Below are 23448 nucleotides of genomic sequence, written 5' to 3'. Positions count from 1 at the left end.
CCTGTTTATCTATGCATCTTGGAAATATTCCTTGTAGAAGCCGCCTACTTTTCCGGTATTGTCAATAATGTAATAAAATTCTTCTGTCTCATTTTTCACATCATAGATTTTCCCAGCAGTTAAGGCGTTATTGACAAGGTATTTTTTTGCATCCGTGTGAACGCATTTTATTTTTTTTACTGTTTCACGATCACGCCATGATAGATGAATCATTGTTGCCACCGTTCCTTTCGATCAATGTCCAATTTCTAGTATAATCAATCGGGCTGGTCCTGTGCAACCATATCATGCGTCAATTCCGAAAGTATTAGTTTTTTATTTTCACCAATTCTAATTTTATCTGTAATTAATTTAAGAAATTTGAACTTTTTTCAAATTTTATTAATTTGGGGTTCTCAAACAGACTGTAAACCATTACAATTATAAAAACTGAATATTCAATCCATTTACCAAGGAGGCATTCATAAAAAATGAAAATTATGAGTAATGAGCAATTGGTTGTTTCGTATCGGGATGCATTAAAGTCTGACAAGGAAAAAGAATGGATTAAGATCTTAAAGGATGAAATCAAACGGCGTGGTTTAAAACCATTTAAAAATCGTTAGCATAAACCCCATGAAAAAACCGCTGAAAGGATTCAGCGGTTTTTCAATAAATAAATTATCTTCATTTAGCTTACAGGATGTATTTATTCATGATCTCGATTGGAAATAATCTAAATTAAAGTTGGTTATTTAACTCTCTAATAGGCAGAAAGCCTAACCCATTAAGTTTTGAAGCAATTTTGTCTGCTGCATCAACAGGGTGATCTGCAGATATTTCAAAGAATTCCCCTTCATACTCTTGTTTTGCATGGTCATAGCGTGGATCATAATAATGTTCAAGTAAAATTCGAATCAAATCAGGATAATTACGATCTGTTAACATTTGGATGAGCGATTTTTTAATGTCTTGATCTTTAACACGTCTTAACACCTTTTCAATACCATCAGAAATCTTTTCGAAATACCAGTGTTCTTCCTTGTATGGCTGCACATACTCGGCGACAAGATGCTTTACCCGTTGATCAATGTGGGTGTTGAGATTGACGTTAATACCTTGCATTTTTTTATCCATTAATTGTTCAGTTTGGACAGCTTTTCCAATTCTTTTGCTTTCCGCTTCAACCAGAAAATAATCAGCATCTTTTATTTCTTGAAGACCTTTAAATAGAAGGGAGTCAAATGTTTTTTGGTTATGACCGTCACCAAGACCAATCGTTCCAAATATCGAACCGCGATGGCCCGCCATCTCTTCAAGGTCTAAGATCGGATATCCCTTCTTTTTCAATATCTTTAAGACCTCTGTTTTACCAACACCGGTCAGTCCGTGGAGGACGATTGCTTTGTTAGGAAGCATTGTCGGCAATTGTTCAAGAATATAGTGGCGGTATGCTTTATAACCTCCAACGAGTCGCCAAGAATAAATTCCGGCAAACTCTAAAAACGTAACCACTGCCTTACTTCGCATTCCACCACGCCAGCAATGGATAATAAGTTCCGTATTGTCTGAAACGTATTTTTTTATTGTTTGAAGGAGTTCAGGAATTTTAGGCGAGACAATTTCCATTGCCTTCCATTTCGCAATTGCCGACCCTTCTTGTTTGTAAATGGTTCCGATTACTTGTCGTTCCACATTTGTAAATAAGGGAACATTGATTGCTCCCGGAATTGCACCATCTTTAAACTCGATCGGTGAGCGTATATCAATGATTACTGGGTTCTTTATCGTAAAAAGTTCTTCAACCGTCATGTCCTTCATTAATCTACGCTCCTTGTAAAAGTAATATTATCCGAAAAATAACATATCTAATGAAAACAAACAAAACTTCCACAACGGGAAGTTTCAGAAAAGTATACATCATGGAAATTTATTTTCATAATAAAGTATAAACACCATTATACAGGATTTATCACTAGCTTTCAAGAAGCTGGGAATTACTGCTTGTTGTCAATATTTTTTCTACTTGTGAAATGGTGTACCTGTTAAAGTTTCAATAACAATTCCGTAAACTAAATTATATAAATTTTAGAGGGTTCACGCAGTAACAAATGACACTAACTATTAAAAAGTCTACTCTCACCATCGAGAGTAGATTTTTTATCTATACGATCTTTGATTTTGGTTTGAAGACTGACATCAACTGTTCCATCTCGAGCAAATTTTCACTATTAAATAAATCGACAATTTTACTGCCGACAATAACTCCATCACAGTATTTTGTTAGGTCAGTTATTTGATCTTGATTTGAAATGCCGAAGCCAGCCAAGACGGGAATTGGACTTACATCTTTTACAGATTTTAAAAATTGATTCAATTCCGAATCATATTCATTTCTTACCCCTGTAATCCCCTTAATTGTAACCGTGTATAAAAATCCATTGCCCTTGCTTGAAATCGTTTTGATTCGCTCCATTGGTGTTGTCAGTGTTACGAGGCGAATCAACTCAATTTCTGCTTTCTCAAGTTGTGGCGTAATGATTTCCTCTTCTTCTGTTGGCAAATCGGGAATAATACATCCATCCACACCAGCAAGACGAATATCTCGGACAAATTCATCGATTCCATAGGAATAAATGGGATTTAAGTAGGTCATCATGAGGATTGGAACTGACACATCCTTTCGTGCTTTTCCTAGTTCTGCAATAATCCCCTTTAAGGTTGTTCCATTTTCAAGTGCCCTTATTCCAGCTCGTTGAATAGTTGGTCCATCAGCCACAGGGTCTGAAAACGGAACCCCAACTTCAATCGCGGTTGCACCAAATTTCTCCAACAGTGTTAGACGTTCAACCAAACATTCTAGCCCACCATCCCCGGCCATTATGTAGGGAACAAAAGCTTTTGTATTATTTTCTTTTAATGCCGTAAAAGTTTTTTCAAAACGGTTCATTTCTTATCTCTCCTCTCTCAGCCGTGTTTTCACGGTATCTACATCTTTATCTCCGCGTCCTGAAAGGCAAACTACAATCTTTTTTGAATCGTCCATTTCAGCGGCAAGCTTCACTGCAAAGGCTATTGCGTGTGCGCTTTCTAGCGCTGGGATGATTCCTTCAAGCTTGGATAAGAGCTGAAATGCCTCCAGTGCTTCTTTATCGGTAATCGATTGATATGATGCTCGACCAATGTCATGCAAATAGCTGTGTTCCGGTCCTACGCCTGGGTAATCAAGACCTGCCGAGATGGAATGGGCTTCTTGAACTTGACCATCTTGATCTTGTAATAGATACATTAGTGCGCCATGTAGTACACCTGGACTTCCCTTTGTTAAGGAAGCCGCATGATACTCTGTATCTACACCCTGTCCAGCAGCTTCCACGCCATAGAGACTAACCATTTCATCCTCGATAAAAGGATGGAACATCCCCATCGCATTACTCCCGCCGCCAATACAGGCAACCACTGCATCCGGAAGCGCCCCTTCGCTTAATTGGAATTGTTGTTTTGTTTCCTTACCAATAACACTTTGAAAATCTCTGACCATTTGCGGAAATGGATGTGGTCCCATTACAGATCCTAATAGATAGTGGGTATCATCTACATTTTCAACCCAGTATCTTAAGGCTTCGTTTACGGCATCTTTTAATGTTGCACTTCCAGATGTAACACTGACGACCTTTGCACCCAGCAATTCCATTCGAAAAACATTTAGTGCCTGCCTTTTGATGTCCTCCTCACCCATAAATACGATACAATCAAGATTTAATAAGGCACAAACGGTTGCCGTTGCTACACCATGCTGACCTGCACCGGTTTCAGCTACAATTTTCTTCTTTCCCATACGTACCGCTAGTAGTGCCTGCCCAATCGCATTGTTAATTTTATGGGCGCCAGTATGGTTTAAATCTTCTCTTTTTAGAAAAATCTTAGCCCCGCCCGCGTGTTTCGTCAGGTTATCTGCATAATACAATGGGGTTTCTCTACCCACATAGTCTTTTAACAATTTTCGAATTTCCGCTTGAAAGGAAGGATCCTTTTTGGCGCTTTCATAGGCTTCACCAAGTTCAATTACTGCTTTCATTAATGTTTCTGGGACAAATCTTCCCCCGAAAATGCCGAAGTGGCCTTTCTCATTTGGCAATGTATATGTGTTCATTCCCTTTACCTCCCTACAGGTGTGCTTTTGGCTTTTTCTATAAATGTTTGAATCTTTTTTAAATCCTTTTTCCCATCGGTTTCTACCCCTGAGCTAACATCCACCATATATGGCCTAATAATTTTTATCGCTTCTTCAACATTGTCTGCATGCAAGCCACCAGCTAGGATGACTTTTTGGCTATTAATCAAGTGAGGATTGACCTCATTCCAATTAAACACCGTTCCATTTCCGCCTCTATATTTTCCTTTGGGACTGTCGAGTAAAATAAAGTCACTTGGAAAATCAGCCAATTCTTCTAAGCTTTCATTCCCTTGAAAACTGATTGACTTAATGACAGGCAAGGAAAGCGATTCACTGAATGATGCTGTTTCATCTCCGTGTAATTGGATATGTGTCAGACCCACAGTGGAAGCGATTCTTTCGATATCATCTTTTGTTTCATTAACAAAAACACCGATCTTAAACACCTCTTTAGGTATCTTAGCAATTATCTCACGTGCTTTCTCAATCGAGATCCTGCGCTTACTATCTGCAAAGACAAACCCAATAGCATCAGCACCATATTGAGCCGCCGCAACCCCTGTTTCGACATCAGTAATTCCACAAATTTTTACTTTCATCTATTTACACCTTCATTAAGGGGCAAGCGAAAGTCTAAAAAGGATTGTTTCACATTTGCACTTTTCATTAATGCTTCTCCCACTAAAATCCCATTCGCTCCTGCATTTCTAACACGTGCTACATCCTCTTGGTGATGGATCCCGCTTTCACTAATGAGATACGCGCCAGTGCTTTTTACAATGGAAGCTAATGTCTCTGTCACCTCAAGCGAAACATGAAAGGTTTTTAAGTCGCGATTATTTACTCCAATCAGCTTTGCACCTGTCTTAAGTGCACTCTCCAATTCCTTCTGATTATGAACCTCCACCAGTACCTCCAAGCCTAAGTTCTTAGCATATTGAAGGAGTTCAACCAATCTCTGATCGTCTAATGCAGCTACAATAAGTAAAATGATATCAGCCCCATTGGAAGAAGCAAGATTTATTTGCATTTCATCAATGATAAAGTCTTTACAGAGAATCGGCAGATTTACCTTGCTCCGAACAGCTCTTAAATCGGAGAAAGAGCCCTTAAAAAAGGTTTGGTCTGTTAGTACAGAAATAGCAGAAGCGCCATATTCTTCATATAACCCCGCCTGAAAGGAAGGATCAATCAGATTATTAATGATTCCTTTTGAAGGAGATGCTCGCTTAAATTCAGATATTATCGATATTTGTTCTGCTGTTTTCAGTTTTTGAATTAAAGATCTTTTCGGCTGGTTTGTACCTTCGAATAGTTGGTTTCCCTCTCGAAGGAAGAGAACTTCTTTTTTCTTTTGGTCAATGATTTTATCTAAGATTGTTGCCACTTATATCGCCTCTTTCTGACCCGCTGCTTGAGATTTTTCAATCAAAGTAGCTAATTTTTCATAAGCAGCACCAGAGTCAATGATTTCTTTCGCAACATTGATCCCATCCTGAATGGAGTTTGCTTTACCTGCTGTATAAATTCCTAGTCCGGAATTAAGTAAAACCGTATCACGGTAAGCACCTTTTTCCCCTTTTAACACATTAATTAATATGTCAGCATTTTCCTTTGAGTCTCCACCCTTAATACAGCTGTTATCATATTGTGGGAGATTGACTTCTTCTGGGAGGAATGATTGATTAGCAATTTTCCCATCTTCTAAAATGGTTAAATAATTTTCCCCCTGAAGTGATGCTTCATCCATGAAACCTGCACCATTAATAACAATAGCCCGCTTACGTCCTAACTTCAAAAGAACTTCAGCAAACACATTCAATAAATCTCTCCGATATACACCCAACAATTGATAGTCCAACTCAATCGGATTGGTTAGTGGTCCGATAAAGTTAAAAATGGTTGGGATCTTCAATTGTTTTCGAACTGTCATGACTTTCTTTAACTTTGGATGAACGTTTGGTGCGAATAAGAAGGATAATCCTATTTCCTGAAGAATTTCTTCTGTTCTTTCTGCGGAAAGATTTAAATGGATTCCTAAGTATTCCAGCACGTCCGCACTGCCCGTTTTACTCGAAACACTTCGATTGCCATGCTTGGCAACAGGAATTCCAGCACCAGCAATAACAAAAGCAGACGTAGTACTCACATTAAAACTGGAGGATCCGTCCCCACCTGTTCCACAATTATCAAGAACGCCTGAAAATTTCTCATTAAATTTCAGCGTATTTGCCTTCATCGCTTTTACAATCCCCGTAATTTCTTCAACTGTTTCTCCTTTAGATTTCAAGCCCATTAAAAAGGCAGCAATTTCAGATTCGGAAACCTCCTCACCCAAAATGAAATGCACGGCTTCTTTCATCTGGTTTTCAGAAAATGATTCACGTTCAGCTAATTGGAGTAAATAATTCTTCACTTTTATTCATCCTCTCTATCTCAATTAAAAAGTTTTTTAGGATTTGTTTACCTGATGGAGTACCAATCGATTCCGGATGAAACTGAAGACCGAAAACGGGATATTGACGATGTTTTATGGCCATGATTTCCTGGTCATCATCAGAATGAGCAATGCACTCAAGTTCCTCCGGAATACTACTCTTCTCAATAATTAATGAATGATACCGCATCACTTCTAATGGGTTGGGAAGACCGTTAAATAATCCATCGCTCCGATGTGTAATCAATGATGTTTTACCATGTTTGATAAGGGCAGCTCTGTGAATCTCCCCACCGAAAGCTGCACCAATGGCTTGATGGCCGAGACAGATTCCTAAAATAGGGATTTTATTAAAAAACGTTTGAATTAACTCGATACAAATTCCTGCATCCTCTGGCTTCCCTGGTCCCGGGGAAAGAATAATGGCTTTAGGATTTAAATCTCTGATTTGGTCTATGCTTAATTGGTTATTTCGTAAAACCGTAATTTGTTCACCTAATTCCCCTAGATACTGATAAAGGTTGAATGTGAACGAGTCAAAATTATCAATCAGTAAAATCATTTCTCACCCTCCAAGAAAGAATTAAGTTTATTTATTGTCTCTTGATATTCGGACTCTGGATTTGAGTCATAAACGATACCAGCCCCTGCCTGTATATATGCTGAACCCTCTTTTAAAATCATCGTTCGGATGGCAAGGGCAAAATCCATATTTCCGTCTGCTGATAAATAACCAACAGCCCCTGAATATAACCCTCGTTTTGATTTTTCCAAGGAGTTAATAATCTCCATTGCCCGAACCTTCGGGGCTCCTGAAACAGTCCCAGCGGGCAGGCAGGCCGCGAGGGCATCTATTGCTGTTTTATCAGCATTTAACTGCCCGCTTACTTCAGAGACAAGATGCATCACATGCCGGTATTTTTCTACCGCCATATACTTATCTACTTGAACGGAACCAAAATCGCAGATCTTGCCAAGATCATTTCTGCCGAGGTCAACAAGCATCTTATGCTCAGCAAGTTCTTTTTCATCATTTTTTAATTCTTTTTCAATCAACAAATCTTCATCGTTTGTTTTCCCACGTCTTTTGGTCCCTGCAATTGGGTTTGAAATAACTGTGTTGGCTCTTGTTTTAATTAAACTTTCAGGGGATGATCCAATGACGGTATAAGCATCAAAATCAATATAAAACATATAAGGAGTAGGATTATTCGCACGATGTTTACGATATAGCGATAATGGTTCTCCGTTAAATGTTGATTTCATTCGTCTCGAAAGGACTACTTGAAATATATCACCTGCTAAAATATGCTCCTTCGCCATTTCTACATTTTTGATAAAGTCTTCTTTGTTTGTTTCGGATTCAAACCCTGAGAAATAAAATGGCTCCTCTGCTGGGTAGAAGGTAGGCTGTTTTAGCTCCTCTATCCTTTGATTGATTCTTTTTTCAATTAAAGCGTTATCGCTCTCCTTGGCTAAAGGACAACCACAAATCAAGACCTTGTCTTCAAGATGATCAAAGACAATAACTTCTTCATAAAACATTAAGTGTACATCCGGCATTTCCATTCCATTTGAATATTCATCCCCAATTACTTCATATTGCCTGATAATGTCATACCCCACGTACCCAACCGCTCCTCCAATAAATGGAAAGGGAAACTTCTCTTCATAGCTCATTGGCGGCATAAGTTTTTTTAATATTTCGAGAGGGTTGCCTTTTAAAACTTTCTTTTCTCCATTCCGCTGAATAATCTCATTATTATCCCCCTTCGAAATAAGTTCGAAAGCTGGGTCTGCACCAATAAAGGAATATCGCCCAGAGTCATTGTACTTATGAGAACTTTCCAATAAGAACTTCTTTTTCCCGCTAATTTTTTGTAATATGGAGATTGGTGTAAGCATGTCTCCTTCGATCTCGTTTATGATATAACTAGGTTTAATTATCATGTTTCGACTCCTTTCTAAATAAAAAAAAATCGTCCTCTATATGCGCAATTAATTACGCATATAGAGGACGATTCTATGGTCGTGGTGCCACCTCCGTTTGAAGCAGTGGATAAAACCTGCTTCCTCTTCAGATACGGAACAATCCGTTCGATATCCTATCCTTTTAACGGTGGAGTTCCGTGCATCCCTACTCTTACTTCAAGATGCCTCTCACAAGTCCATTCCACAAATCCTTTCTTATCGGGCTCCCACCTACCCCGACTCTCTTGGAAGAAATAAATTAGTGTACTCCTCTTGCTCAACGAGTTAATTATTAAACTTTAGTGTTGTTTGACTTTTATCCTACGCAAATTCCAAGTGAAAGTCAAGTGAAAGATTTAGAAAATTTCAAATCAATCCTTTTCCATTTAAAGGATGCCCTAACTAGGGTTTTTTGAAGCGATTAAGCGAATAGTAATAGTAGCAAATCATGAAGGCGGGATTGAAGATTAATGGAACATATTGAACATTTAAGCCAAAATCCAAAAGCTGTAAAAAAGAAACAATCTGCAGCCGGACAAAAGCGGTCCAATGAGATATCTAATCAAAAGTGGGCAATCGTCTCACTGTCTTCCATTCCTTTAGTCATGACATTGGGAAATTCAATGTTAATACCAGTTCTACCTTCAATGGAAAAAAAATTATCAATTACATCTTTTCAAACGAGTATGATTATTACTGTTTATTCGATTGTCGCCATTTTTTTAATACCTGTCGCAGGATACCTATCAGACCATATTGGTCGAAAAAAGGTTATTATCCCCAGTCTCATCATCGCCGGAATTGGCGGTTTAATTTCAGGATTTGCCTCATGGAAACTTGATGACGCCTATTGGATTATTTTAGCTGGCAGAGCACTGCAAGGGGTCGGAGCAGCAGGTGCGGCTCCTATTGTCATGCCATTGGTTGGTGATATGTTTAAAAACGAAGATGATGTCAGTTGTTGTTTGGGTCTAATTGAAACATCCAATACGTTTGGGAAAGTATTAAGTCCTATTTTAGGGGCTTTTCTAGCGGGATTCATATGGTTTTTGCCGTTTTTTTCATTCCCTGTATTTTGTGCCGTTTCCGTTGTGTTGATCATATTTCTGGTCAAATGTCCAAAAACAACCGAGAAACCAATTCCTTTCAAAGAGTTTTTCATTAACGTGAAAAAAACCTTTACTGAAAAGGGCCGTTGGCTATACGGTATCTTTTTTATTGGTGGAATACTCATGCTAGTCCTTTTTGGGATTTTATTTTATCTTTCGGAAATTTTTGAAAAAGAATACAACATTAAGGATATTAAAAAGGGATTTTTTCTTGCATTACCACTAGGAGCACTTTGCCTATCATCGTTTATAAGCGGTAGGGTGATTAAGAAAAATAAAATATTGATGAAATGGATCACGTTTGCCGGAATCCTCGCAACAGCCTTATCCATTGGTGCACTATGGTTTTCGATTAAGCTTTGGTACATGATTACCATGTTTCTTATTAGCGGAATTGGAATCGGTGCAGGCCTTCCATGTCTAGACGCTTTAATTACCGAAGGCGTTGAAAAAGAAGAAAGAGGAACCATTTCATCAATTTATAGTTCCATGAGGTTTATTGGAGTTGCTGCTGGACCTCCGATTATTGCATTGTTATTAAAGCATGCGATCCATTGGATTTTTATCCTCTTAGGCAGTCTAAGTATCATTGCTGCACTTGTCGCATTAATGGCTATAAAACCCAATGCACAAGGACAAAAGAGCTGAGGAATCCCTCAGCTCTTTCATTTTGTAATTATTTCACTGGTTTTTTTAAGAAACCGATTAATAGTGCTGATACAACTGATCCAACTAAAATAGCTAGTGCGTAAAGAAGGGCACCATTTTCAACCAATGGGACTACAAATATTCCACCGTGTGGTGCACGGAGACCAATTCCGAACGCCATTGAAAGTGCACCTGCGATGGCTGAGCCTGCCATAACGGAAGGAATGACACGCAATGGGTCTGCTGCTGCAAATGGGATTGCCCCTTCGGTAATGAAGGATAAGCCCATTACATAACACGCTTTACCAGCATCTCTGTCTTGGTCATTAAATTTATTTTTGAAGAATGTCGTTGCAAGAGCAATTGCTAGCGGTGGCACCATACCAGCAGCCATAATCGCTGCCATCGGCTCATAAACACCACTTGCTAATAAACCTGTTCCAAATACATAGGCTGCTTTATTCACTGGACCACCCATATCAAAGGACATCATCAGTCCAAGCACAATCCCTAATAGTACAGCATTACCCGTTCCAAGTCCTGTCAACCAATCCGCAATTGTTCCATTAAGCCAGGCAACTGGTTTATTCACTACATAAAGCATAATGAATCCTGTAATGGCAATTCCAAAAAGAGGGTATAATAAGATACTTTTAATACCTTCTAAAGATCTAGGCAGTCCGGCAAATACTTTTTTCAGAAGAAGGACAACATAACCAGCGAGAAAACCCGCAACTAAGCCTCCAAGGAAGCCTGCTCCGCCACTTGCTGCCATCATACCGCCTACCATACCTGGAGCAAAACCTGGACGGTCTGCAATACTAAGGGCAATAAATCCTGCAAGAACAGGTACAATAAGCCCAAATGCGTTGCCGCCGCCAATCGTCATTAATGCTTCTGAGATTTGGTTATAAGATGGATCGTCAGGCTTAAAGGAGTTATAACCAAACATAAAACAAATTGCAATTAGAATTCCACCGCCGACAACAAACGGAAGCATGTTGGAAACACCATTCATTAGGTGCTTATAAAAGCCTGTACGTGACCCTTTTTGATCAGATCCGTTTTCACTTTGTCCGCCATTTCCTCGAAAAATAGGTGCATCCTGCTTTAGCGCTTTGTCAATTAATTGTTCTGGGCGACGAATTCCTTCTGCTACTGCTGCTTGAATGACATGCTTGCCGTTGAATCGTTCCATTTCCACATTGATATCTGCAGCAATAATGACTGCTGTTGCATTTTCAATTTCCTCTTTTGTGAGAACATTTTTTGCGCCCCCAGAGCCATTGGTTTCAACCTTAATATCTACACCCATTTCAGCTGCTTTTGCTTTTAAGGAGTCGGCGGCCATATAGGTATGTGCAATACCAGTTGGACATCCTGTAACAGCAACAATTGAATTCTTTTTACTTATTGTTACTGTTTCTTGTTTTTCTTCTTTATCATTTCGGTTAATGGTGTCAATGATTTCTTCAGGAGTGGTTGCCTTTAGAAGATCGTATCGGACTTCCGCTTTCATTAACAAACCAGAGAGTCGAGCTAATGCTTCTAAATGTGTATTATTCGCACCATCTGGAGCAGCAATCATAAAAAATAGATGTGCCGGTTTACCGTCCAATGATTCATAATCAACACCTGCAGCTGATTTACCAAAGACAATAGCGGCTTCTTTCACTACTTTTGTTTTAGCATGCGGGATTGCGATCCCATCCCCAATTCCAGTTGTACTTTGCTCTTCACGCTTTAGAATCGCTGCTTTAAATTCAGTACGATCCGATATTTTCCCCGCATTAAAAAGAACATCAACCAGTTGATTAATCGTGGCTTCTTTTTGATTGCCTTCAATATTTAAAAGAATCGTATTTTTTGATAACAATTCAGTAATTTTCATGGTTTTCTCTCCCTTAACGAATCTCTTTTATATGAACTTGTGGAAGGAGTTCTTCTACTTTTTCCTTAGTACATAAACCTAGTGAAAAGGCTGTTGCACTACCTGATGCCACACTGTAACGAAATGCTTCTTCAGTATTTCTGGTCCGCACGTAGGCAGCCAGGAAACCAGCGACCATGGAGTCCCCTGCCCCAACTGAATTTTTCACTTTCCCTTTTGGAACTTCCGCAAAAAGTGTCATTCCGTTATTTATCAGTACCGCTCCTGCGCCTGCAAGAGAAATAATTACATTTTTCGCTCCCATATCCACGAGTCTTTTTCCATATGGGATGACTTCATCTGGGCTAGCAATGGTGGTGTCAAATAATTCCCCCAGTTCATGATGATTCGGTTTGATTAAAAATGGGCTATAAGGAAGAACCTTTTTTAATAAATCACCTTCAGCATCAACAACAAATTCTGCTCCACTTTCACTGCAAATTTTCACTAATTCCTCATAGGTTGTTTTAGGTAAGCTAGCGGGGATACTTCCAGCTAGGACTAATAGATCATCTGCTCCTAATTGGTGAATTTTTTGTTTAAGAAGTTTGAAGTTTTGTTCTGAAATATTTGGACCGATAGCATTAATTTCTGACTCTTGACTGGTTTTAATCTTTACATTGATTCGAGTATCTTCATCAACCTGAACAAAGTCTGTATCAATTTTTTCATTATTAAGATATTGCTCAATATAAGCTCCAGTAAAACCACCAATAAATCCAAGTGCCTTACTTTTGGTACCAAATTGGTTTAATACCGTTGAGACATTTATCCCTTTTCCACCGGGAAACTTCGCCTCATTTACTGTTCGATTTAATTCTCCTAGCTGAAAGCTCTCTAATTTGACTATATAGTCGACTGAAGGGTTTAAAGTTAATGTGTATATCATGATGTCACTACCTTTATTGTTGTTCTATTTATATATTGCTTCTGCGTTTCGTCATCTACATCATTAGTGATAATAGTTGCTTCATGGATATCGGCAATTTTGGCAAACGAGATTTCAGAAAACTTTGTATTATCTGCTAAAACATAGGTTTCTCTTGAAAGAGACATTGCTTTTTGCTTCACCATTGCTTCCTCCTGGTCTGGAGTTGTAAATCCAAATTGTGGATGGATGCCATTAACACCTATGAAACATTTATCAAAACGGTAGAGGTCTAAGCCTAAGAAGGCTCCCCTTCCGATGAAAGCATTTGTATTCGGCTTCGCCAAACCGCCAATTAAATAGGTCGATATGCCTTTATCTAATAGTGGCTTTAAATGCATTAATCCATTCGTGACAACAACGATTTCCTTTAATGGCAAGAATTCAATCATTTCAATCACAGTGGACCCCGCATCAAGATAAATACAATCACCTTCCTCCACTAAATTCGCTGCAAATTGAGCAACCAATCGTTTTTCTTGAAGGTTTTTGGAGGATTTCTCAATCATACTTGGTTCTTGAAGTTTCCCCTGTAATCTTGAGGCACCTCCATGGATCCTCTTTAGAAATTTTTGGTCTTCTAGCAAAGAGAGGTCTCTTCGAATTGTTGACTCCGAAGACTCGGTTAACTCCATAATTTCATTGATTTTAATAACATTTTTATCTTTTAACAATTGTAGTATAATTCGATGACGTTCTGGTGTTAACAAGTCATCACCACCTATTTTTTTATTCTTCTTAAGTACATAATACTGAAAACGATTGCAAAAATCAATCATTTTCTTTCAAATTCATTCATAAATTGAATGATTTTGAACGTTATTTGAATTTTCTTCTCTTCCTTACATATTCTTTCAAAAAACTCGACGTTTTATCGTGTTTATAATAATATAAAAAACCGCTAGAAAAAATTTCTGGCGGTTTTTGCATGTTCTTTATTGATACAGACTTAACGGCTGTAACTGAATATGTATTGGCACTGTCGTTGTTGTCATCAATTCTCTCTCCTTACTTGTGAAACAATTCACATGAATATTTATAACCTGTTACTCACTTTTCCTATAAACCCATTTGTTTTTTTACAGATATATATTACCTTATTCCTGCAATATAATAATCCCATTTATGGAATTATTCACATTTATTTCAAATTGATTTGAAATTATTATGTAAAATTAACACTATTCGAGAAAAATATTAATAACAGTGCTACTTCTAGTTTTTCTTGTTGATTTAAATATGTGTATAATAATTAGGATGAATAATTTGAAGAGGATGATACACTTGAACATTACTGGACACTCAGTTGAAAAATTGGAAGATCCATTCGGTTTATTATCAGGTGACCGATATGAGTTTTTCTTAGATCTTGATGTAGATGAAGAGGATGAGCTTTATTCGGATAAAGGAATTGGCCTAAGGGCCATTTTCGTCAGCGACGAAAATGGTGACAAAATAACCAACTTTTATCTTTATGAACAAGGGAGCGAAAAGGTGCTTGACTTTGATCTGGAAAAGGATGAAGAAGAACTGGTCCTTGCCTATTGTAAAGATAACGCAAAAGAATAATAAAAAGGCAGGGAGAATGAAACCTCCCTGCCGACAATTTGATCACATAAAATTCTTACTATGATTGTGAATTACTTGCAATTCTTTAGTACTTTCAGTCATTTCACTTTTGCAGATCGGACATAGTGGCACATCAGTGCTTTTAAAATTGTCGCGAATCCAGCATTTACAAGTCTCTGAACTACATACCCAAATTTTAGTTTCTTCTAATTTGATTTCCTCATCATTTTTTCTACCAAACGCCAAAACGATCACCCCTTGTAATTAGTGCATGACTGTTTTTAAATACTTAGTTTGCTAGCTAAATAATATGGAAAATATCAAATACATCATTTAGCAGTATCCTGTTGACTTTCAAACCATTCTAATTGTGCATAAATCATATATATAAAAGGTGATGCTTAATCATGGTGCATCACCTTTTTTTAAAAGAATTAAACTGTTTTAACGTTAGAAGCTTGTGGTCCGCGAGCGCCTTCAACGATTTCAAAAGAAACTGATTGGCCCTCTTCTAAAGTTTTGAAGCCTTCTGATTGGATAGCTGAGAAGTGTACGAATACGTCTTGACCGCCTTCAGCTTCAATAAATCCAAATCCTTTTTCTGCATTAAACCATTTAACTTTACCGTTGTTCATGGAAAAACCCCCAAAATATAGTTCACTTTTAATTTATCCTACATTTAAAAAAATAAAAAAGACGCACTAACACGTTTGGGCAATAGACATCACCCACATTTTCGTGCAGTTACGACTACTTAAACCAATAAATATTTAACTAACTTAAAAGCGTACCTTTATTTTATCTCATTTCGGCTATTCAGTCAACAAAATTTCAAAAACTAGGAAATTCAGAGAATATATATCAGTTAAAAATATAATAGTTTCCTATCACTCACCAGCAATCAGATTTTTTACTTTGGGGGTGAATTGTATTCCAAGAGCAATGAACCCCAAATTGAGTTCATAGCTCTTTTTTGAAATTACCTTGTAAAAATATTTCCATGAAATTGACGACAAATTTCTGTAAATCCGCTTCCATGCCAATGTAATCAAGAGTATGAACCGGTTCTTTATCAGGTTTTGGTCGAAAATCAGCGATGCTTTTGCCTTTGGCATTACCAAATTCCTCCACTCTTACTCTTCTCGGGATATATTTTACGAAACCCGGTTCCGTTAATGCCATTAACGGGACCACATCATGTAGTGGTGCACCTTTAATTCCAGGCACATTCTTCTGATAGGCTTTATAGTAATAATCAAAGGCTGGTTTTAATAATGGTTTAAAGGGTGTCGGGCTATTTTTGCTAAGAAAGTCAATAATATCAGGAGTAATGAGTGCTTTATTCGTTATGTTTAGAGGAAAAAGATGAATATTATGAGCTTTTTCCATAACGGTATCTGCCGCAATTGGATCCACATAAAAATTCGCCTCAGCTTCAGCAGAAATATTTCCAGGGACCAAAAAAGCCCCTCCCATAATATAAAATGAGTTTACTCCCTTTAATGCGTCATCCCCATATAAGATAAACATCAATGCTAACTCAGTCAATCTTCCGACAGAAACAATCACAAGGTTTCCTTTATATTGAGTAACAATTTCAAGAATTTTGTTAATATCATAAACTTTTACATTCTGGATCGTATCTGGCAGCTTGATTGGTCCTAATCCCTCTTTGCCATGTATCTCAGGGTAAAACACAATTGATTCACCTGATATTGGTCCTGCTGCACCTGCTATGATTGGAATATCTTCTCTCCCACCTAAAGTTAACAGGTAGGCTGTATTCTTAACCGATTTTTCTTTCGGTGTATTTCCATACCCACTGACAATACCAACTAGGTTTATTTTCGGATTAAGTAAGGCATACATGATGGCAAACGAATCATCGATACCAGGATCAGCAATCATGAGCACATTATAAGCCATAGCCTCTCCTCCATTATTCCAATTTTCTATATTTATTAAAATTATGCAAAGAAAATGGTTGAAAGAACATGAAAAACCGATCCGAGAGAATTCGAATCGGTCGTTAGCAAATTTCTTAGATTATGCTTCCTTTTTGACTCTTGTTGCTGCTTTCTTTCTAGGAGCTGCCGCTTTTTTGGGTTTTGTGCGATCAATTGATGCCTGTAATGCTGCCATTAAGTCAGTGACATTTGACGCTACTTCCTTCGTTGCGGCTGATACAGTTTCTTGTCCACTTCTTTTAGACTCAATCAATTCCAACAATGCAGTCCGATATTCATCAGTGTATTTTTCCGGCTCAAAATCTGTTGTTAATTGATCAATCAGTAAGATAGCAGTGTCTAATTCTCTTTTCGTCACTTTGTCTTCTGAAGGTACACTAGGTACATCACCGGCTTTACGAACTTCATCAGGATAATGAATTGTTTCCATGACTAAGACATTTTCATATACCCGTATAACGGCTAATTGCTCCTTTGATCGAATGATGATTTTGGCAAGTCCAACTTTTTGAGACTCCATCAATGCCTTTCGAAGCAAGGAATAGGCTTTTCCGCCCCCCTCACTGGGAGACATATAGTAGCTTCTATCATAATAGATCGGATCAATTTGTTCCATTTTTACAAAATCAATAATTTCGACCGCTTTCTCTTCGTTTTCTTTTCTTAACTTTTCGAGTTCTTCATTATCAAGGACAACAAACTTCCCTTTTGTATATTCATATGCCTTAACGATATCCTCTGGCTTCACTTCTTCCTCACATACAGAACAAACTTTTTCATATTTAATCGGGGCATGACATTTGTTATGCAGGGTCCGGAGCTTTATATCTTTATCTTCTGTCGCCGTATGGAGCTTGATGGGAATGTTTACAAGTCCAAAGCTAATACTGCCCTTCCACATCGTATGCATCGTTAAATTCTCCAATCTTTTTGTTAATATTGTACGTCACCAAAACAATCACATTCCTAAAAACAATTGGAAAAGGATGAAATCGACGATAATTAAACAAAATAAACTAAAAAAGAAGGGACATTATTACGATGAAACCGATGCTGCCAAGTCTTACATTTGATCTACCAGTTCATCCTGATTGGTTCTATGAAGTTAAATATGATGGATTTCGCACTATTTTGGAATGGGATTCACAAGGAATTAAACTGACTAGCAGGAACGGAAAGTCACTTCTCTCCCAATTTCCAGAAATAAGGGAATTTTTGTTAAAACATGAAAAACAATTCAAACCCTACATACCTCTTCAATTAGATGGGGAGCTCGTTTCATTAGAAAACACGCATAAAGCTAATTTCTCAATGATTCAAGTCCGAGGCCGATTAAAATCGGAACGAAAAATTATAGAACAAGCTAGCAAGTCTCCATGCCGCTTGATGATATTTGATGTGCTTGTGATGACCGGAAAAGCATTACATTCTCTTGTTTTCCATAAACGGAAGAAGGAACTCATCAAACTGTTTCAAAAAATCGGATTGGAATTGGAGGCTGACCCCTATGATGAACAATTACTTCAGCTTGTCCAGGCTCATGATGATTTTGATTTGTTATGGGAAAAAGTTGTTTTAAATGATGGGGAAGGAATTATTGCTAAACACAAGAATAGTCTATGGGAAGAAGGAAAACGTTCCTTACAATGGTTGAAATATAAAAATTGGAAATATGTAAGCTGTTTTATTAATGCTTATGATAAAACAAATGGTTATTTTTACGTAAGTGTCTATAAGGAAAATAAGATCCATCCTATCGGCCAGGTACTTTTCGGCTTTAAACCGGAGGAAAAACAAGCTTTGCAACAGACAATTAAACAAAATATGCTCCGTGAAGATGCACAAATGATTATTGTTGAACCTGCCATTTGTATAGAAGTAAAATATTTAGAACTCTATGAAAATCAGCTGCGTGAGCCCCATTTTGATAGGTTTCGCTTTGATTTAGAACCATCCTTATGTACATACGATCGTTTTATTTTTGCACAAAAGAACCTGCCAGAAGACTTAGATATTACCCATCCTGATAAACCTCTTTGGGAAAAACTTTCCATACGGAAAGCCGATTATATCCTGTACTTACGAGAAATATCACCGTATATGCTGCCTTTATTAAAAGACCGCTTATTAACAGTCATCCGCTTTCCACACGGGATGTTCGGAGAAGCATTCTATCAAAAAAACTGTCCAGATTATGCGCCTGAATTTGTGCAGACACATTCAGCCGAGGGGATTGACTATATTCTTTGCAATAATCTTAAAACACTCGTTTGGCTTGGTAACCAATTAGCGATTGAGTTTCACGTGCCATTTCAAACCATTCATAGCAAGGGACCCAGTGAAATTGTCTTTGACTTAGACCCGCCTTCCATCGGCCACTTTCAATTGGCGATAAAAGCAGCACTTCTAATCAAAGAAGTCCTCGATCAATTAAATTTAATAGGTTTTATTAAAACCTCTGGGAACAAGGGGCTGCAAATCTACATCCCGCTACCCGAAAATGAATATTCTTACGATGAAACCAGGTTATTTACAAGCTTTGTCGCTGAGTATTTAATTTCCAAGGATCCTGACTCCTTCACGATTGAGAGGATGAAAAAAAAGCGGGGGAACAGGCTATACGTTGACTATGTGCAACATAGCGAAGGAAAAACGATTGTTGCACCCTATTCGATGCGAGGAAACGAACATGCAGGTGTTGCCACCCCCCTTTATTGGGAGGAAGTAAATGAAAAGCTCGAGCTAGTATCGTTTAACATGGAAAATGCGATCAAGCGAATTCGCCAGCAAGGTGATCCCTTTTCAAATTACTTTCAAACAAAATCAATCCAGGCGTTTGCACCTGTCTTAGAGATCCTAAAAAAAGGCACAAAAAAAGGATAGGAGGGCCCTATCCTTTTATACCGTCTTCGAGATACCTTTTTGCTTCTGATTGTAACTTCTCATAAGAAGTCTGTTCCATCAATTCCGATTTCGAAGTGACAGTAAACGCTCTTTGCTCGAGATCAACATTGACTGTCGCATTATAAAGATAGGTAGCATTTCCGATCAAGTCAATTGTGTATTTCCCCTCGCTTTCGTGGACTACACACTGGACTCTTCCACCATTATTATAGACATTAACAACTTTTTCGAACTCATTTAATTCTTGTAAACAAGTGACTAGCGTGGAGGCAGACATTGCAGTACCACAGGCATTCGTAAAACCAACACCACGTTCAAAGGTTCTGACATAAATTGAACCAGGTTGCAAGTGTTTAACAAAACTTACATTGACGCCGTCAGGAAACAAATTATTGGGACCATTCACCTTTTCACTAAGTTGTTTTTGGAGGTCACCTTTGAGCTGTTCCGCTTCAACAATGGCGATTAAATGCGGATTCGGTACTGCAAGAGCTGTGAACCTTAAATCCCCTGAAAGTTTTTCAATTCTTTCATTGTAAAGAGTTGGTTTATTTAAATTTAATGGGAGGGCTTTTAATTCAAACAGCACCGGTGAAATTTCCACTTGGTAGGTGTGGATATCTTGTAAAAGGTCGTTTTGTTTGCTTACCTTCAGATTGGCTTTCATCGTTTCGATCACAGCGCTATTTCGCCCTAGATGTTCGCAAACATATCTAGCCACAAGACGCAGTCCATTTCCACACATTGAAGCTTCTGACCCGTCAGAGTTAAATACACGCATTCTACCATCTGCGTTTTCGCTTTGCATAACGAAAAGAATCCCATCAGCACCCAAATCGGATTGACGGTTACATAATAACTTTGCGAGGTCCGCTCGTTCACTTTCCGTAAAAGCATATCCATTCGATTTTTCGTCGATTATTAGAAAGTCATTTCCCGAACCATGGCCTTTAATTAAATTGATTTGCATCGTAAAACCCCCACAAAATTGATAAACATGTTTTATTTATCATATCACTCAATGTTCATGAGGGAAACTGTCGGTACTTCTATCTTTCGATAAAATATTCGTTAACAATAAATGACATTCGGAGAAGCTTGTCCTCCTCTGATAAAGTCTCCCTTAGTGAGAGGACTGGTGTATTAGGTTCTGGAAACAGTGGACTCCATTCAACCGGCATCCATCCCCTGCGAAGCCGTCCGTCCGGAAGGTCATTTTTGTTTATTACTTGCTCATCCATAAAAGTAGATGACCCTTCTACAGCACCAATAAACCTGCCCTTCGAATCTAGTAATTCCTTCTTTTTTGTTCTCCAATCTAGTTTCCTTTTTTCAAAGCAGCCTAAATAATGCCTTTTATGGTCAAATACCTCAATCTTTTTGCCAGTAACCTTAAAATATCCGATGGCCTCGCTATCCAAATTATAGAGAGCATAAATTTTCGAAATCCTAAGCTTCTTTAAGCCCTGGTTATGAAACCTTTTAATCATCCCCGCTAGATGCCCGTCAGGAAAATAGAGTAGCAGGCGTGGGGAGTTTGTGTTCAGAAATAAGACAAGTAAATGTTGTGTTTCAAATAAAGACTCCCTAATGCGCTTTGAATTTGCCATATTTCTGTCAATGGATATCGACTGCCTAATTCTAAAAAGATAGATTTGAAAACAAATCAAGCTATAAATCAGGAAAGGTATAGTTAAGATCATTATTTCTTTGTTTTTAATAATAGAAAGATTGCCAGCAACTATCATAACAGCTGGAATCAGAGCAGCAATACTACCATTTAAGTTCAAATGAGCCGTATCCCGGTAATATTCATTTATTTTCATCTAGAAAACTCCTTATCAATTCCTCTAGTCTTAGTTTATTTACTATTCGACTAAAAAATGATAGGAGATTTCGATTAAAGAACAAAAAGAAGGGATGATATGACTTTGTTAAGAGGCTAGCTCTTTTTTTCTAAAAATAACTACACTAAACCCTAGGAGGACTATGATGCATGCGAATGCAATTAGACTAGTCGAGAGTGCCTGTTCAGGAACTGTCTTTGACAATAGCACCTCGTTTGCATAGCTGGTTAATTGGGCTGGGCTCCATTCCAGCCAAGTAGAAAACGTACTGCTGATTATATTGAATATAATAACGATAGCTATAGATAGAAATCCGGCAATTCCTGGGGTCATAAGTGAAGCACTGAAAAAGACCGTTAATGTTAAAACCACAGTAAGCCAAAGTCCATATAGAAGTAATGATTGGATAAGGTCTCCTGCCGGTATCCAGGCAAATAAAATTCCCGTATAATACCAAGTTGCAATGGAGCCAATAAAAAGAGAGAACCACAATAATAAAATGCCACCAGCCCACTTAGCTGTAACAAAGGATAAATAAGAAACAGGTTTTACTAAAATCATTGCAGCAACCCCGCTTTTTCTTTCAGCAGCAATGATTCCCATTGTTGATAGGACGATAATTAATACACCTAGTGATGAATATTGACTTAGAGCTTGTATGAACACCTCAGCTGCACTTGGCGGGGGAATATCAATAACAGCTCCTTCTGGCAAGTCGCCAAATGATTTTATTATTTGCGGAGTATAATATGTTGTTATTGGTTTTGACACCCCTAATAATATAAAGGTAATCGGTACCCAAATCCATTTGAAATTCCTCCACATTTCTAATATTTCTTTTTGGAACAATGTCAGCCACTGGTTCATTTCCCCACCACCATCATAAACACATCTTCAAGGGTCATACTGCTTATTTCAAATCTTTCTAGGGGCATGTTTTGTTCCGAAATCAACCTCAGAAATGCCTGTCTTGCAAGCACGACGTTCGATACAAAAACACTAACCCTATTCCCTTCTACATTTGTGGAGAGAGTAAGTTCATGATTAGAAAATATGTCAGCAAACTCTCCAGACTTTCCTTTAAAAAACAAATCGATTTTTGGCTGTTGATGTCGTTCCCGAAGCTCTTCCATTGTTCCTGATTCCACAATTTTTCCATTATGCAAGAATAAAATCTCATCACATACTTCTTCCGCATCATTGAGAATATGGGTGGAGAATAGAATAGTGGTTTCCTCTTTTAACCCCTCAAGCAGATCCAATACTTCTCTTCTTCCGATCGGGTCCAAAGCAGAAACGGGCTCATCAAGCATAATAAGCTGCGGACGATGAATAAGGGCTTGGGCAATTCCTAGGCGCTGTTTCATCCCGCCTGAATATTTTGCTACCCTTCGATTTTTAGCATCCAATATTCCTACCAATCTTAAAAGCTCTAAGGAACGCTCCTTCGCTTCCTTACGACCCAAACCAGCTAATCTGCCTGCATAGGCCAAAAATTCAAGTCCCGACATCCATTCGTAAAACACTGGAAATTGCGGGAGGTATCCGATTAATCTGCGGTTGTCCTCTCCTTTTTTTGCATCAGTAAAAATGATCGTCCCTTCCGTCGGTTCCATTAGACCAGAAAGCATCTTTAACGTGGTTGTCTTCCCTGCCCCATTCGGACCTAAAAGAGCGATGCATTTCCCTTTTCTTAATTGAAAATCAATCCCTTTAATCACTTCCGTCCCTTGAAAGCTCTTTTTTAAATGATTAATTTGGATAAGAGACATCAGTTACTCTTCCTTCCAATCACGAAATAAAGAATCGGTCCAATAATGTTAATGAATAATATAATGAGTGCCCATAACCATTTTGGCCCATTTGTATTTTCGATTCGTACTAAATCAATAATCGCTACGATTATTAATATTAGTTGAATTATAAGGATTGGAGCTATTATAGGTAGATTATTTACCAGCGCATCCATGAACTTCCCTCCC

25 protein-coding genes and 1 other annotated feature are annotated in these 23448 nt (G+C 38.1%); of the genes, 4 read left to right on the top strand and 21 right to left on the bottom strand.

Annotated features, from left to right (window positions below):
• Window positions 1-9 precede the first annotated feature (9 nt).
• The gene (locus COE25_RS06040; RefSeq protein WP_088088630.1) at window positions 10-213 is read right to left on the bottom strand and encodes a DUF6501 family protein; all 204 of its coding nucleotides are present in this window, start codon (window positions 211-213) and stop codon (window positions 10-12) included.
• A 257-nt stretch (window positions 214-470) separates the two neighbouring features.
• Between COE25_RS06040 and sda the strand changes: the two genes are divergently transcribed.
• Window positions 471-605: a sporulation histidine kinase inhibitor Sda gene (gene sda, locus COE25_RS06035; protein ID WP_088088631.1), complete on the top strand. Its 135-nt coding sequence runs from the start codon at window positions 471-473 to the stop codon at window positions 603-605.
• A gap of 115 nt (window positions 606-720) precedes the next feature.
• Here sda and mnmH read toward each other — a convergent pair whose 3' ends face one another.
• The 8 genes from mnmH to trpE form a co-directional block, all read right to left on the bottom strand.
• Window positions 721-1800, bottom strand: coding sequence for a tRNA 2-selenouridine(34) synthase MnmH (mnmH, locus tag COE25_RS06030; protein WP_098931829.1), 1080 nt, complete (start codon window positions 1798-1800; stop codon window positions 721-723).
• A gap of 343 nt (window positions 1801-2143) precedes the next feature.
• A complete protein-coding gene (gene trpA, locus COE25_RS06025) occupies window positions 2144-2929 on the bottom strand; it encodes a tryptophan synthase subunit alpha (RefSeq protein ID WP_098931827.1) in 786 nt (261 codons plus the stop codon).
• A 3-nt stretch (window positions 2930-2932) separates the two neighbouring features.
• Window positions 2933-4132, bottom strand: a complete 1200-nt coding sequence (gene trpB, locus COE25_RS06020; RefSeq protein WP_088088634.1) for a tryptophan synthase subunit beta — start codon at window positions 4130-4132, stop codon at window positions 2933-2935.
• Window positions 4133-4137: 5 nt separating this feature from the next.
• Window positions 4138-4755, bottom strand: a complete 618-nt coding sequence (locus COE25_RS06015) for a phosphoribosylanthranilate isomerase (RefSeq protein ID WP_088088635.1) — start codon at window positions 4753-4755, stop codon at window positions 4138-4140.
• On the bottom strand, window positions 4752-5543 hold the full coding sequence (trpC, locus tag COE25_RS06010; RefSeq protein WP_088088636.1) for an indole-3-glycerol phosphate synthase TrpC: 792 nt from the start codon (window positions 5541-5543) through the stop codon (window positions 4752-4754). The genes COE25_RS06015 and trpC overlap by 4 nt, the downstream gene beginning before the upstream one ends.
• Window positions 5544-6572, bottom strand: a complete 1029-nt coding sequence (gene trpD, locus COE25_RS06005; protein WP_088088637.1) for an anthranilate phosphoribosyltransferase — start codon at window positions 6570-6572, stop codon at window positions 5544-5546.
• Complete coding sequence (locus COE25_RS06000) at window positions 6544-7155, bottom strand: anthranilate synthase component II (RefSeq protein ID WP_088088638.1); 612 nt, start codon at window positions 7153-7155, stop codon at window positions 6544-6546. The genes trpD and COE25_RS06000 overlap by 29 nt, the downstream gene beginning before the upstream one ends.
• Complete coding sequence (trpE, locus tag COE25_RS05995; RefSeq protein ID WP_088088639.1) at window positions 7152-8543, bottom strand: anthranilate synthase component I; 1392 nt, start codon at window positions 8541-8543, stop codon at window positions 7152-7154. The genes COE25_RS06000 and trpE overlap by 4 nt, the downstream gene beginning before the upstream one ends.
• Before the next feature lie 60 nt (window positions 8544-8603).
• Window positions 8604-8854, bottom strand: a binding site (T-box leader).
• Between the two features lie 180 nt (window positions 8855-9034).
• On the opposite strand from trpE, the gene bcbE reads away from it, so the two are divergent.
• Complete coding sequence (bcbE, locus tag COE25_RS05990; protein WP_088088640.1) at window positions 9035-10321, top strand: bacillibactin exporter BcbE; 1287 nt, start codon at window positions 9035-9037, stop codon at window positions 10319-10321.
• Window positions 10322-10349: 28 nt separating this feature from the next.
• Here bcbE and COE25_RS05985 read toward each other — a convergent pair whose 3' ends face one another.
• From COE25_RS05985 to COE25_RS05975, 3 genes are read right to left on the bottom strand one after another with little or no spacing between them, the layout of a single operon-like run.
• The gene (locus tag COE25_RS05985) at window positions 10350-12212 is read right to left on the bottom strand and encodes a PTS fructose transporter subunit IIABC (protein ID WP_088088641.1); all 1863 of its coding nucleotides are present in this window, start codon (window positions 12210-12212) and stop codon (window positions 10350-10352) included.
• Window positions 12213-12225: 13 nt separating this feature from the next.
• Complete coding sequence (gene pfkB / locus COE25_RS05980; protein ID WP_098931824.1) at window positions 12226-13140, bottom strand: 1-phosphofructokinase; 915 nt, start codon at window positions 13138-13140, stop codon at window positions 12226-12228.
• On the bottom strand, window positions 13137-13889 hold the full coding sequence (locus COE25_RS05975; RefSeq protein WP_098931822.1) for a DeoR/GlpR family DNA-binding transcription regulator: 753 nt from the start codon (window positions 13887-13889) through the stop codon (window positions 13137-13139). Before COE25_RS05975 ends, pfkB begins: the two co-directional genes overlap by 4 nt.
• 565 nt (window positions 13890-14454) lie before the next feature.
• On the opposite strand from COE25_RS05975, the gene COE25_RS05970 reads away from it, so the two are divergent.
• Window positions 14455-14748, top strand: a complete 294-nt coding sequence (locus COE25_RS05970; protein WP_098931988.1) for a DUF6509 family protein — start codon at window positions 14455-14457, stop codon at window positions 14746-14748.
• A 42-nt stretch (window positions 14749-14790) separates the two neighbouring features.
• Here COE25_RS05970 and COE25_RS05965 read toward each other — a convergent pair whose 3' ends face one another.
• The 4 genes from COE25_RS05965 to ku all read right to left on the bottom strand — a co-directional run bounded on the left by COE25_RS05965 (window position 14791) and on the right by ku (window position 17625).
• A complete protein-coding gene (locus tag COE25_RS05965) occupies window positions 14791-14994 on the bottom strand; it encodes a cold-shock protein (RefSeq protein WP_179195903.1) in 204 nt (67 codons plus the stop codon).
• Window positions 14995-15182: 188 nt separating this feature from the next.
• Window positions 15183-15383: a cold-shock protein CspD gene (cspD, locus tag COE25_RS05960; RefSeq protein ID WP_088088644.1), complete on the bottom strand. Its 201-nt coding sequence runs from the start codon at window positions 15381-15383 to the stop codon at window positions 15183-15185.
• A gap of 325 nt (window positions 15384-15708) precedes the next feature.
• Complete coding sequence (locus tag COE25_RS05955; RefSeq protein WP_098931820.1) at window positions 15709-16674, bottom strand: nucleoside hydrolase; 966 nt, start codon at window positions 16672-16674, stop codon at window positions 15709-15711.
• A gap of 120 nt (window positions 16675-16794) precedes the next feature.
• On the bottom strand, window positions 16795-17625 hold the full coding sequence (ku, locus tag COE25_RS05950) for a non-homologous end joining protein Ku (protein WP_088088646.1): 831 nt from the start codon (window positions 17623-17625) through the stop codon (window positions 16795-16797).
• Between the two features lie 131 nt (window positions 17626-17756).
• On the opposite strand from ku, the gene COE25_RS05945 reads away from it, so the two are divergent.
• Window positions 17757-19598, top strand: a complete 1842-nt coding sequence (locus COE25_RS05945) for a DNA ligase D (RefSeq protein ID WP_098931817.1) — start codon at window positions 17757-17759, stop codon at window positions 19596-19598.
• Between the two features lie 7 nt (window positions 19599-19605).
• Here the strand turns inward: COE25_RS05945 and dapF are convergent, their stop codons facing one another.
• From dapF to COE25_RS05920, 5 genes are all read right to left on the bottom strand, one after another.
• On the bottom strand, window positions 19606-20589 hold the full coding sequence (gene dapF / locus COE25_RS05940) for a diaminopimelate epimerase (RefSeq protein ID WP_088088648.1): 984 nt from the start codon (window positions 20587-20589) through the stop codon (window positions 19606-19608).
• A 79-nt stretch (window positions 20590-20668) separates the two neighbouring features.
• Entirely contained in the window at window positions 20669-21445 is a 777-nt protein-coding gene (locus COE25_RS05935) for a hypothetical protein (protein ID WP_088088649.1), read from the bottom strand.
• A gap of 108 nt (window positions 21446-21553) precedes the next feature.
• Window positions 21554-22333 (bottom strand): ABC transporter permease, encoded by a 780-nt coding sequence (locus COE25_RS05930; protein ID WP_098931815.1) that lies wholly within the window; start codon window positions 22331-22333, stop codon window positions 21554-21556.
• Window positions 22330-23238 (bottom strand): ABC transporter ATP-binding protein, encoded by a 909-nt coding sequence (locus tag COE25_RS05925; protein WP_098931813.1) that lies wholly within the window; start codon window positions 23236-23238, stop codon window positions 22330-22332. The genes COE25_RS05930 and COE25_RS05925 overlap by 4 nt, the downstream gene beginning before the upstream one ends.
• Window positions 23238-23435, bottom strand: a complete 198-nt coding sequence (locus COE25_RS05920; protein WP_088088652.1) for a PLD nuclease N-terminal domain-containing protein — start codon at window positions 23433-23435, stop codon at window positions 23238-23240. Before COE25_RS05920 ends, COE25_RS05925 begins: the two co-directional genes overlap by 1 nt.
• Window positions 23436-23448: the final 13 nt, after the last annotated feature.

This window comes from Bacillus sp. AFS031507 (assembly GCF_002584635.1).
Taxonomy (GTDB): domain Bacteria; phylum Bacillota; class Bacilli; order Bacillales; family Cytobacillaceae; genus Neobacillus.
The sequence above is the reverse complement of the archived record's forward strand: the minus strand, read 5'-3'. Positions and strand labels throughout refer to the sequence as shown.

Excerpts from the sequence above, each read along its gene's own strand:
- COE25_RS06040 (WP_088088630.1), bottom strand. The coding sequence starts at position 213 with ATGATTCATCTATCATGGCGTGATCGTGAAACAGTAAAAAAAATAAAA.
- sda (WP_088088631.1), top strand. The coding sequence starts at position 471 with ATGAAAATTATGAGTAATGAGCAATTGGTTGTTTCGTATCGGGATGCA.
- mnmH (WP_098931829.1), bottom strand. The coding sequence starts at position 1,800 with ATGAAGGACATGACGGTTGAAGAACTTTTTACGATAAAGAACCCAGTA.
- trpA (WP_098931827.1), bottom strand. The coding sequence starts at position 2,929 with ATGAACCGTTTTGAAAAAACTTTTACGGCATTAAAAGAAAATAATACA.
- trpB (WP_088088634.1), bottom strand. The coding sequence starts at position 4,132 with ATGAACACATATACATTGCCAAATGAGAAAGGCCACTTCGGCATTTTC.
- COE25_RS06015 (WP_088088635.1), bottom strand. The coding sequence starts at position 4,755 with ATGAAAGTAAAAATTTGTGGAATTACTGATGTCGAAACAGGGGTTGCG.
- COE25_RS06000 (WP_088088638.1), bottom strand. The coding sequence starts at position 7,155 with ATGATTTTACTGATTGATAATTTTGACTCGTTCACATTCAACCTTTAT.
- trpE (WP_088088639.1), bottom strand. The coding sequence starts at position 8,543 with ATGATAATTAAACCTAGTTATATCATAAACGAGATCGAAGGAGACATG.
- bcbE (WP_088088640.1), top strand. The coding sequence starts at position 9,035 with ATGGAACATATTGAACATTTAAGCCAAAATCCAAAAGCTGTAAAAAAG.
- COE25_RS05985 (WP_088088641.1), bottom strand. The coding sequence starts at position 12,212 with ATGAAAATTACTGAATTGTTATCAAAAAATACGATTCTTTTAAATATT.
- pfkB (WP_098931824.1), bottom strand. The coding sequence starts at position 13,140 with ATGATATACACATTAACTTTAAACCCTTCAGTCGACTATATAGTCAAA.
- COE25_RS05970 (WP_098931988.1), top strand. The coding sequence starts at position 14,455 with ATGATACACTTGAACATTACTGGACACTCAGTTGAAAAATTGGAAGAT.
- cspD (WP_088088644.1), bottom strand. The coding sequence starts at position 15,383 with ATGAACAACGGTAAAGTTAAATGGTTTAATGCAGAAAAAGGATTTGGA.
- COE25_RS05955 (WP_098931820.1), bottom strand. The coding sequence starts at position 16,674 with ATGGCTTATAATGTGCTCATGATTGCTGATCCTGGTATCGATGATTCG.
- ku (WP_088088646.1), bottom strand. The coding sequence starts at position 17,625 with ATGCATACGATGTGGAAGGGCAGTATTAGCTTTGGACTTGTAAACATT.
- COE25_RS05945 (WP_098931817.1), top strand. The coding sequence starts at position 17,757 with ATGAAACCGATGCTGCCAAGTCTTACATTTGATCTACCAGTTCATCCT.
- dapF (WP_088088648.1), bottom strand. The coding sequence starts at position 20,589 with ATGCAAATCAATTTAATTAAAGGCCATGGTTCGGGAAATGACTTTCTA.
- COE25_RS05935 (WP_088088649.1), bottom strand. The coding sequence starts at position 21,445 with ATGAAAATAAATGAATATTACCGGGATACGGCTCATTTGAACTTAAAT.
- COE25_RS05930 (WP_098931815.1), bottom strand. The coding sequence starts at position 22,333 with ATGAACCAGTGGCTGACATTGTTCCAAAAAGAAATATTAGAAATGTGG.
- COE25_RS05925 (WP_098931813.1), bottom strand. The coding sequence starts at position 23,238 with ATGTCTCTTATCCAAATTAATCATTTAAAAAAGAGCTTTCAAGGGACG.
- COE25_RS05920 (WP_088088652.1), bottom strand. The coding sequence starts at position 23,435 with ATGGATGCGCTGGTAAATAATCTACCTATAATAGCTCCAATCCTTATA.